The organism is Legionella adelaidensis, from assembly GCF_900637865.1.
GTDB lineage: Bacteria > Pseudomonadota > Gammaproteobacteria > Legionellales > Legionellaceae > Legionella_A > Legionella_A adelaidensis.
Genome location: NZ_LR134417.1, coordinates 19,019 through 30,000 on the forward strand (window position 1 = coordinate 19,019; position 10,982 = coordinate 30,000).

Below are 10,982 nucleotides of genomic sequence, written 5' to 3' on the forward strand. Positions count from 1 at the left end.
TTTTCTCTCCAAAATGCAGTCAATTCAATAATGATTAATCGTGCTCAAGCTCGATATCAATTCCCAATGCGCGAATTTCTTTCAGCAATACATTGAAAGACTCCGGCATGCCAGGATCCATACGGTGATCACCGTCGACAATGTTTTTGTAGATTTTTGTTCTTCCACCAACATCGTCTGATTTTACAGTCAACATTTCTTGTAATGTATAAGCAGCACCATAGGCTTCTAAAGCCCATACCTCCATTTCCCCGAAGCGCTGACCACCAAACTGTGCTTTACCACCCAACGGTTGCTGGGTAACCAAGCTGTATGATCCTGTGGAACGAGCATGCATTTTATCATCGACCAAGTGGTTCAATTTGAGCATGTACATATACCCAACTGTTACCGGATTATCGAATTTTCGACCAGTTCTACCATCATATAAAGTTGTTTTACCATCAGAAGGCATACCAGCTAATTGCAGCATAGATTTAATCTCTGCTTCGCTAGCACCGTCAAACACCGGTGTTGCCATAGGAACACCAGCGCGCAGGTTATTAGCTAAAGTTTTTAGTTCATCTTCATCAAGATTATTTAAATCAATACGCTTTTCGCCATCGTGGTTATATATTTTAGTTAAGTATTCTTTAATTTCAGACGATTTACGCTTGGAATCTATCATCTCTCCAATACGTAAGCCTAATCCCTTCGCTGCCAAGCCTAAGTGAGTTTCTAACACCTGGCCTATATTCATACGAGAAGGAACGCCTAATGGATTTAAAACGATATCTACCGGAGTACCATCTTCCATATAAGGCATATCTTCCATTGGCACTACTATGGAAATTACCCCTTTGTTACCATGTCGTCCGGCCATTTTATCACCAGGCTGGATACGGCGTTTAACAGCAAGATAAACCTTAACAATCTTAAGTACACCAGGAGCAAGATCATCACCTTGTACAATTTTCTTGCGGTTATCGTTAAATCGTTTTTCAATTTCTTTTGCTAATAACTCTAATTGCTTGGAAGATTGTTCCAATTGTTGGCTAGCAACATCATCTTCTAAACGAATATCAAACCACTTTTCACGATCTGTTTTGTCTAAATAAGCAGCAGTAATTTTTGAACCAGATTTCAAACTTCCTGGGCCGCCCGTAGCCGTTTTATCTAAGAGTAAATTATAAACACGTTGATAAATGTCTTCTTCGCGAATGCGACGCTCGTCAATTAAGTCTTTACGAACACGAGCCAAGTGCTCTTCTTCAATGCTTTTAGCGCGTGCATCTTTATCCAGGCCATCACGCGTGAAAACTTGCACATCAATAATTGTTCCATTCATACCAGAAGGAACACGTAGAGAAGAGTCTTTCACATCAGAAGCTTTTTCACCGAAGATCGCACGTAAAAGTTTTTCTTCAGGAGTTAGTTGCGTTTCGCCTTTAGGCGTAACTTTACCTACCAGAATATCACCGGCACTCACTTCAGCCCCGATATAAACAATACCTGATTCATCGAGGTTCGCTAATGCCGCTTCACCTACGTTCGGTATATCCGAGGTAATTTCTTCAGTACCTAACTTGGTATCTCGAGCTATACAAGTTAATTCTTCAATATGAATGGTAGTGAATCTGTCTTCTTGTACAACGCGTTCAGAAATAAGAATAGAGTCCTCAAAGTTATAACCGTTCCAGGGCATGAAAGCTACTAACAAATTTTGCCCTAAAGCCAACTCACCCATATCTGTACACGGGCCGTCAGCTAAAATGTCGCCGCGATTAATACGGTCTCCATTCTTAACAATAGGAATTTGGTTAATACAGGTATCCTGATTAGAACGGAAATATTTAGTTAAATTATAAATATCTACTCCGGTCTCGCCAGCAGAGGTTTCATCATCATTAACTCTAACTACAATACGAGATGCATCCACGAGATCGATTATTCCACCTCGTTTAGCAACTACTGATACCCCGGAGTCAGAAGCAACTGTACGTTCCATACCGGTTCCAACCAAAGGTTTCTCAGCACGTAAGGTAGGTACTGCCTGACGTTGCATGTTTGATCCCATCAAAGCACGGTTAGCATCATCATGTTCCAAGAAAGGAATTAAAGAAGCCGCTACAGAAACAATCTGTTTGGGAGAGATATCCATGTAATTAATTTTATCTGGAGTAGTTAATGCAAACTCGTTCTGGTGTCTGCAAGGAACCAAATCTGCCAAAATTTTTCCATGTTTATCCACTGGAATATTCGATTGAGCAATATATTGATCCACTTCTTCAATCGCAGAAATGTATTCAATTTCATCCGTAACACGACCATCGATTACTTTTCTACAAGGCGTCTCAATAAAACCATATTGGTTCGTGCGCGCATACACAGACAGTGAGTTAATAAGACCAATGTTCGGACCCTCAGGCGTCTCGATAGGACAGACACGGCCATAATGGGTAGTATGTACGTCGCGAACTTCAAATCCTGCTCTTTCACGTGTTAGTCCACCTGGCCCCAATGCCGAAACACGGCGTTTATGTGTGACACCTGATAGAGGATTCACTTGATCCATAAATTGGGAAAGCTGACTTGAACCAAAGAATTCTTTAATAGCAGCAGATACGGGTTTAGCATTAATTAAATCTTGTGGCATCAAGTTTTCGGATTCAGCAAGACTCAAGCGCTCTTTTACCGCTCTTTCAACACGAACAAGCCCAACACGGAATTGATTTTCTGCCATTTCACCAACACTACGAACGCGTCGGTTTCCTAAATGATCAATGTCATCCACCATTCCAATGCCATTACGAATATCAATAAGCGTTTTAATAACAGCTAAAATATCTTCTTGAGTTAAAGTACCTGGCCCAGTATCTTCTTTTCGTCCAACACGACGGTTAAATTTCATACGTCCCACTGCGGAGAGATCATAGCGATCTTCTGCAAAAAATAGGTTTTTAAATAAAGCTTCAGCAGCTTCTTTCGTAGGTGGTTCGCCAGGACGCATCATGCGATAAATTTCTACTAAAGCTTCTAGTTGAGAGTTAGTAGGATCAACGCGTAAAGTATCTGAAATATAGGAACCATGATCTAAATCATTCGTATAAATCATGTCAAAATGATGAATACCATTCTCAATGAGAGCATCTAACAATTCAGGAGTAATCTCATCGTTAGCCTGCGCTAAGGATTCACCGGTTTCTTTATTAATAATAGATTTAGCCAGTACTTTACCAATTAGGTAATCAGTAGGAACAACTAAATCCTTCATATTACTTTTTTCCATTAACTTAATATGGCGGGTAGTAATACGACGACCTTGTTCAACGATCATCTCACCGGTTTTGGGTACCACAATATCAAAAGAGGCAATTTCGCCACGTAAACGAGCAGGTATAAGCTCAATATGAAATTCACCATTTTTAATATTACAAGCAGTTGATTCGAAAAATTGGGCTAGTATCTCTTCTGTTTCGTAGCCTAATGCACGTAATAAAATAGTTACCGGTAATTTTCTACGACGGTCAATACGTACATAAACAGAGTCCTTGGGATCAAACTCAAAGTCTAACCATGAACCACGGTAAGGAATAATACGAGCAGAATATAATAATTTACCAGAAGAGTGCGTTTTGCCTTTATCATGCTCAAAAATAACGCCAGGAGAACGGTGTAACTGTGAAACAACAACCCGTTCGGTTCCGTTAATGACAAAAGTGCCTACATCAGTCATTAATGGTATTTCACCCATGAAAACATCTTGCTCACGAATATCTTTAATAGGTTTTTGATCGCCAGGAGCATCTTTATCAAGAACTACCAAACGAATTTTTACACGTAAAGGGGCTGAATAGGTTAATCCACGTAGTTTACACTCTCTTACGTCGAAAGCGGGTTCGCCTAAACTGTAGCTCATGTATTCCAATCGGGCATTACCAGAAAAACTTTGAATAGGGAATACAGAAGAAAATGCTGCGTGTAGACCGGTGCTTGCTTGATTAGCGGCAGTTGGATCGGCAATTAAAAAATCGCTATAAGATTTAAGCTGAATCTCTAGCAAATTAGGGATGGGCATTTGCTCAGCTTGTCTACCAAAGCTCTTGCGAAATCGTTTTTTCTCAGCATGTGTATATTGAGGTTTAGCAACTGCTTCGGCCATGGTATTTCCTCTAAAAATTATTGAAAGTCTTCAAACACGTAAACCCAGCCATGAAAACATGGCTGGGTAAAAATAAAAATTGATATAATTATTTAACTTCGACAGCAGCGCCTGCTTCTTCGAGTTGTTTCTTAATATCAGCAGCTTCCGCTTTAGAAACGCCTTCTTTAACAGTAGAAGGAGCGCCTTCAACTAAGTCCTTCGCTTCTTTCAAGCCAAGACCAGTAATACCGCGGATTGCTTTAATTACGTTTACTTTGTTGTCACCGAAGCTTGTCATTACAACATCAAATTCAGTTTTTTCTTCTGCAGCAGCGGCAGCACCACCAGCAGCAGGAGCAGCAACTGCAACTGCAGCAGCAGCGGCAGAAACATTGAATTTCTCTTCCATTGCTTCGATTAATTCAACAACTTCCATTACAGACATATTGGAGATTGTTTCCAGGATCTCATTTTTTGATACAGCCATTTCTAGCTCCTAAATTATAAAATAGTAAATTATCGGTTTAACCAGCTGCCTTCTTGTCTTTCACTGCAGCCATAAGTCTTACTAACTTGGCATGCGGTTCAGCAAGAGTTCGAACAAATTTCTCGACTGGCGCTTTCATTACAAACATCAGCTTAGCTAGAGCTTCCTCACGAGTAGGTAGACTAGCAACTGCTTCTAGTTGCTCAGCACTATATAATTTTCCGCCAACTGATAACGCCTTAATAGAAAGACGGTCAAAGTTTTTAGAAAAATCTTTTAATAAGCGTGCTGCATCGCTAGGTGCTTCCATAGACAAAGCGATAAACAAAGGGCCAACTAAAGAATCATTCAAACAGGCAAAATCTGTTTTTTCAAATGCTCGTCGAGTTAATGTGTTAGGCACCACTCGCAAATATACATTTGCTTTACGGGCTTCTGCACGTAACTGCGTCATTTGATTAACAGTTAAACCACGATAATCAGCAACAACTGCTGAAATAGCCTTTGAAGCAACAGCTGTTACTTCTTCTACTACGGCTTTTTTTGCAGCTAAAGTTAACGTCACGTTACTGACCTCCTCAGTTAATCAAATCAATGATTTGATAGTTATGGTGGCCGTCTCAGAGCGATCCCGGAGCCGGTTCACCGTCTGCGCAGGGTATTAAGCATTAGCACCTGCGGTCTTCGACGGCATGAACCGAAGTTATGCCGTGAAACCTTTTAAAATGGGTAGCTATATTACACGTTAATTGATGCAGGATCAATAGGTAATCCAGGTCCCATCGTAGTGGATAAGGTAATCTTCTTAATGTAAACACCTTTTGAAGAAGCTGGTTTTGCTTTTTTTAGATCAGCTACTAATGCATTGAGATTTTCAATAATATCGTCTGCACTAAAATCAATTTTTCCAACTGAACAGTGAATAATACCATTTTTGTCTGTACGGTAACGTACCTGACCAGATTTGGCATCTTTAACTGCAGCTTCAACATTTGTCGTAACTGTACCAACTTTAGGATTTGGCATAAGCCCACGAGGACCTAAAACTTGTCCTAATTGACCAACGATTCGCATAGCATCTGGGGTAGCAATCACCACATCGAAATCCATTACGCCACCTTTAATTTGCTCTGCCAAATCTTCAAATCCGACAATATCAGCTCCGGCATTTTTTGCTTTGGTAGCATTTTCACCTTGAGCAAAAACAGCAACACGTACAGTTTTACCAGTACCTTTTGGTAAATTGGTAGACGAACGTACTACTTGGTCTGATTTACGTGGGTCAACGCCCAAATTAATGGCTACATCCACTGCTTCTTTAAATTTCTTAGTTTGAAATTTTTGTAAAATTTGTACAGCTTCTGCTGCTTTGTATAATTGATTAGGGACTATTGTTTCTCTAATCGCTTTCTGCTTTTTTGATAACTTTGCCATTTGGTAACCCCTTATTCTAAACCTTCAACTTCAATACCCATGCTGCGAGCTGTTCCTGCAATGCTACGAACGGCTGCGTCTAGACTTGCTGCAGTTAAATCTGGCTCTTTAGTTTTGGCAATTTCCTCTAACTGCTTGCGTTGAAGTTTAGCTACTTTCTTTGTATTGGGAGTACCGCTACCACTTTTAATTCCGGCTGCCTTCAAAAGCAAAACAGATGCAGGAGGGGTTTTTGTTACAAATGTAAAACTGCGATCCGTGTATACTGTAATTACTACTGGCGTAGGTAAACCTTGCTCCATATTTTGAGTAGCAGCGTTAAATGCTTTACAAAATTCCATAATATTCACACCACGTTGGCCTAAAGCAGGGCCTACTGGAGGACTTGGATTGGCCTTACCAGCTGGAATTTGTAGTTTAATATATGCTTCGACTTTTTTTGCCATAACAACTCCTATTTGGGTATAGCGCTATTTCACGAATTACTTTAGCTCCCCGGTTAATGCTTCCAATCTTTTTGGAAGCGTATCCTCATATTAATTAATGTGAGAACCCACTTATGTCTTTTCTACCTGGCTGAATTCTAATTCAACTGGAGTAGAGCGCCCAAATATAAGCACTGCAACCCGTAGACGACTTTTTTCATAGTTTACTTCTTCAACTACTCCATTAAAATCAACAAACGGTCCTTCTTTTACTCTTACCACTTCACCTGGCTCAAATAAAATTTTTGGTTTCGGTTTAGTAACTCCCTCTTCCACACGCTGCATAATAGCTTGGGCTTCTTTATCGGAAATAGGAGTAGGGGTTTGGCTTGTACCGCCAATAAATCCTAAAACACGTGGAATTGCGCGAATCATATGCCACGTTTCGTCATCCATTACCATGTTAACGAGAACATATCCTGGAAAAAACTTACGCGTACTTTTACGTTTTTGACCCGCACGCATTTCAACCACTTCTTCAGAAGGTACAACTACTTCGCCAATCTTGCCTTCTAGATGGTGGTGTTCAGCGCGTGACTTAATTTCTCGCATGACAAAATTCTCATACCCTGAATAAGCATGCACTACGTACCACTGTTTAGATTTTTGATCTTCCACCGTATTCAACCTAAATGTGTTAATTTACCGATGGCCCACATCATGACCGTGTCTATTCCCCAAAGAACAAACCCAGTAACAGCCACCATAATCATTACTATTGAAGTAGTTTGGATTGTTTCTTGGCGAGTTGGCCAAACCACTTTTTGTAATTCAATTTTAGATTCTTTCCCAAAGGAAAAAATACTTTGGCCTTGCGTTGTAAAAAACCCAATGCCCAAGGTTAATACCAACCATCCAAGCCAAATCGATGCAATGATAGGACCTGAAAAATGATAATAATAAGTGACAAAAAAGGCAGCGATAGTGATTAACACAATTGCTACCCATAATAGTATATTTAATAATTTATTTTTTGGTCTATCTATATTATTCATATCGTATTTGATAGTTGGCAGGCCAGGAGGGAATCGAACCCCCAACCTGCGGTTTTGGAGACCGCCACTCTGCCAATTGAGCTACTGGCCTAAATTAACATTTTGCGGGTTGCCCCGCAAAATCACTTGAGGTTTTACCCTCGCATCGATTACTCGATGATTTTAGCAACTACGCCAGCACCTACAGTACGGCCACCTTCACGAATAGCAAATCGCAAGCCTTCGTCCATAGCAATCGGCGCGTGCAAGCTAATTGTCATCTGAACGTTGTCGCCTGGCATTACCATCTCAATTCCTTCCGGTAATTCACAGGTTCCAGTTACGTCAGTCGTTCTAAAATAAAATTGCGGACGGTAACCATTGAAAAATGGTGTATGGCGTCCACCTTCATCTTTAGATAATACGTATACTTCCGCTTCAAACTTGGTGTGTGGCTTAATGCTGCCTGGCTTCGCCAATACTTGCCCACGCTCCACTTCGTCACGCTTCGTTCCACGTAATAATACACCTACGTTATCTCCAGCTCGTCCTTCGTCAAGAAGCTTTCTAAACATCTCAACACCAGTACAAGTCGTCTTCGTAGTATCTTTTAATCCAACAATCTCTACTTCGTCTCCAACGTGGACAATTCCACTCTCCACTCGACCAGTTACTACTGTTCCGCGTCCAGAAATAGAAAATACGTCTTCAATCGGTAACAAGAAACTCTTATCTATGTTTCTTACTGGCTCAGGTATGTACGAATCCATCGTCGCTACTAATTTCTCAATAGCAGGTACACCAATCTCACTGGTATCACCTTCCAACGCTTTCAACGCAGAACCCACAACAATCGGTATATCATCACCAGGAAAGTCGTATGAACTTAATAAATCACGTACTTCCATCTCGACCAATTCTAATAACTCAGCGTCATCTACCATGTCCGCCTTGTTTAAAAATACGACAATGTACGGTACGCCTACCTGACGTGACAACAATATGTGTTCACGTGTCTGTGGCATAGGACCATCGGCCGCTGATACTACTAATATCGCTCCGTCCATCTGCGCCGCACCAGTAATCATATTCTTTACATAGTCCGCATGGCCTGGGCAATCTACGTGCGCATAATGGCGTGCATCTGATTCGTACTCTACGTGTGCAGTCGAAATCGTAATACCACGCTCTCTCTCTTCCGGCGCATTATCAATCTGATCATACGCCTTCGCAGTACCACCATGCTTCTTCGCCATAATCGTTGTAATCGCCGCAGTTAGCGTCGTCTTTCCATGGTCTACGTGACCAATCGTGCCTACATTTACGTGTGGCTTCTTTCGCTCAAATTTTTCCTTCGCCATCGGAAAACTCCCCCATTAATTAATATTTATTTATGGTGCCCACAACTGGAATCGAACCAGCGACCTCTTCCTTACCAAGGAAGTGCTCTACCGCCTGAGCTATGTGGGCTTAACAGCACAGACTGTAAAATTAATAATTCCTTAAATGGAGCGGGTGATGGGAATCGAACCCACACAATCAGCTTGGAAGGCTGAGGTTCTACCATTGAACTACACCCGCTTACTACTTTCTCTATACCCTTCTAGTCTCTAGAATGGTGGAGGGGGAAGGATTCGAACCTTCGAAGGCTGAGCCGTCAGATTTACAGTCTGATCCCTTTGACCGCTCGGGAACCCCTCCAAAAAGAACGCCATTGTCTTTCATGGAATGATTAAAGTCAATAGCTTAACTGTGTGACAGCCTTATAGGGGTGGTGCTGGCACCAGGAATCGAACCCGGGACCTACTGATTACAAGTCAGTTGCTCTACCAACTGAGCTACGCCAGCACATGAACATTAAATGGTCCCGCTAAACTACGCGGGGATGTTGAGCCCATAGCTCAACCTACATCGGCTTTAAGAAAAAAGCCCTGGCAATGACCTACTTTCACATGGGGAAACCCCACACTATCATCGGCGCGCGAATGTTTCACTTCTGAGTTCGAGATGGGATCAGGTGGTTCCAAACGGCTATGCTCGCCAGGAAAACTGGTTTGTGGATGCTTAATCCACGGTAGAAGAAATGGGTTAGCGATTAGCATAACCTGCTACAAAACAATTCAGGTTATATGGTCAAGACAATCAGCCAATTAGTACGAGTTAGCTTCACACATTACTGCGCTTCCACACCTCGCCTATCAACGTCGTCGTCTTCAACGGGCTTCATGGGAAAACTCATCTCGAGGGAGGCTTCCCGCTTAGATGCTTTCAGCGGTTATCCCGTCCGAACTTAGCTACCCGGCAATGCAACTGGCGTCACAACCGGTACACCAGAGGTTCGTCCACTCCGGTCCTCTCGTACTAGGAGCAGCTCCTCTCAATTTTCCTACGCCCACGGCAGATAGGGACCGAACTGTCTCACGACGTTCTAAACCCAGCTCGCGTACCACTTTAAATGGCGAACAGCCATACCCTTGGGACCTGCTACAGCCCCAGGATGTGATGAGCCGACATCGAGGTGCCAAACACCGCCGTCGATATGAACTCTTGGGCGGTATCAGCCTGTTATCCCCGGAGTACCTTTTATCCGTTGAGCGATGGCCCTTCCATTCAGAACCACCGGATCACTAAGACCTACTTTCGTACCTGCTCGAGCCGTCACTCTCGCAGTCAAGCACCCTTTTGCCTTTACACTCTTGGTACGATGTCCGACCGTACCGAGGGTACCTTTGTGCTCCTCCGTTACTCTTTGGGAGGAGACCGCCCCAGTCAAACTACCCACCATACACTGTCCTCAACCAGGATTACTGGTCCAAGTTAGAACCTCAACAACAACAGGGTGGTATTTCAAGGTCGGCTCCATCAGAACTAGCGTCCTGACTTCTTAGCCTCCCACCTATCCTACACAGTTATTGTCAAAGTCCCGTGCAAAGCTGTAGTAAAGGTTCACGGGGTCTTTCCGTCTAGCCGCGGGTATACGGCATCTTCACCGCAATTTCAATTTCACTGAGTCTCGGGTGGAGACAGTGTGGCCATCGTTACGCCATTCGTGCAGGTCGGAACTTACCCGACAAGGAATTTCGCTACCTTAGGACCGTTATAGTTACGGCCGCCGTTTACCGGGGCTTCGATCAGGAGCTTCTCCGAAGATAACCCCATCAATTAACCTTCCGGCACCGGGCAGGCGTCACACCCTATACGTCTTCTTACGAATTTGCAGAGTGCTGTGTTTTTAATAAACAGTCGCAGCCACCTGGTCTCTGCGGCCCTCATCAGCTCCATACGCAAGTATCTCACCAACAAGGGCGTACCTTCTCCCGAAGTTACGGTACCATTTTGCCTAGTTCCTTCACCCGAGTTCTCTCATGCGCCTTAGTATTCTCTACTTGTCCACCTGTGTCGGTTTACGGTACGGTTCTCTATAAGCTGTCGCTTAGAGGCTTTTCCTGGAAGCCGGGCATTAATGACTTCTCCGCACC

8 protein-coding genes, 5 tRNA genes and 2 rRNA genes (1 of these 15 cut by a window edge) are annotated in these 10,982 nt (G+C 42.8%); all 15 read right to left on the reverse strand.

Annotated features, from left to right (window positions below; all coding sequences use genetic code 11):
- Positions 1–34: 34 nt before the first annotated feature.
- Positions 35–4,141, reverse strand: a complete 4,107-nt coding sequence (gene rpoB / locus EL206_RS00730) for a DNA-directed RNA polymerase subunit beta (protein ID WP_058462466.1) — start codon at positions 4,139–4,141, stop codon at positions 35–37.
- An 88-nt stretch (positions 4,142–4,229) separates the two neighbouring features.
- Positions 4,230–4,610: a 50S ribosomal protein L7/L12 gene (gene rplL, locus EL206_RS00735; RefSeq protein ID WP_058462465.1), complete on the reverse strand. Its 381-nt coding sequence runs from the start codon at positions 4,608–4,610 to the stop codon at positions 4,230–4,232.
- A 37-nt stretch (positions 4,611–4,647) separates the two neighbouring features.
- Positions 4,648–5,175 (reverse strand): 50S ribosomal protein L10, encoded by a 528-nt coding sequence (rplJ, locus tag EL206_RS00740; protein ID WP_058462464.1) that lies wholly within the window; start codon positions 5,173–5,175, stop codon positions 4,648–4,650.
- A gap of 173 nt (positions 5,176–5,348) precedes the next feature.
- Positions 5,349–6,044: a 50S ribosomal protein L1 gene (gene rplA, locus EL206_RS00745; protein WP_058462463.1), complete on the reverse strand. Its 696-nt coding sequence runs from the start codon at positions 6,042–6,044 to the stop codon at positions 5,349–5,351.
- Between the two features lie 11 nt (positions 6,045–6,055).
- Positions 6,056–6,490, reverse strand: a complete 435-nt coding sequence (gene rplK, locus EL206_RS00750; protein ID WP_058462462.1) for a 50S ribosomal protein L11 — start codon at positions 6,488–6,490, stop codon at positions 6,056–6,058.
- A 111-nt stretch (positions 6,491–6,601) separates the two neighbouring features.
- Positions 6,602–7,147 carry a transcription termination/antitermination protein NusG gene (gene nusG, locus EL206_RS00755; protein WP_058462461.1) on the reverse strand — a complete coding sequence of 182 codons (546 nt, stop codon included), beginning with the start codon at positions 7,145–7,147 and terminating at the stop codon, positions 6,602–6,604.
- Between the two features lie 5 nt (positions 7,148–7,152).
- Positions 7,153–7,524 (reverse strand): preprotein translocase subunit SecE, encoded by a 372-nt coding sequence (gene secE / locus EL206_RS00760; RefSeq protein ID WP_058462460.1) that lies wholly within the window; start codon positions 7,522–7,524, stop codon positions 7,153–7,155.
- 15 nt (positions 7,525–7,539) lie between these two features.
- Positions 7,540–7,615 (reverse strand) — tRNA-Trp (locus tag EL206_RS00765).
- Between the two features lie 58 nt (positions 7,616–7,673).
- A complete protein-coding gene (gene tuf, locus EL206_RS00770; RefSeq protein ID WP_058462470.1) occupies positions 7,674–8,864 on the reverse strand; it encodes an elongation factor Tu in 1,191 nt (396 codons plus the stop codon).
- 33 nt (positions 8,865–8,897) lie between these two features.
- Positions 8,898–8,973 (reverse strand) — tRNA-Thr (locus EL206_RS00775).
- Positions 8,974–9,010: 37 nt separating this feature from the next.
- Positions 9,011–9,084, reverse strand: a tRNA-Gly gene (locus tag EL206_RS00780).
- Positions 9,085–9,119: 35 nt separating this feature from the next.
- Positions 9,120–9,204: transfer RNA gene (locus EL206_RS00785), tRNA-Tyr, on the reverse strand.
- A gap of 71 nt (positions 9,205–9,275) precedes the next feature.
- Positions 9,276–9,351: transfer RNA gene (locus EL206_RS00790), tRNA-Thr, on the reverse strand.
- Between the two features lie 81 nt (positions 9,352–9,432).
- Positions 9,433–9,548: ribosomal RNA gene (rrf, locus tag EL206_RS00795) — 5S ribosomal RNA — on the reverse strand.
- An 84-nt stretch (positions 9,549–9,632) separates the two neighbouring features.
- Positions 9,633–10,982, reverse strand: a 23S ribosomal RNA gene (locus EL206_RS00800); it runs 1,544 nt beyond the window's last position.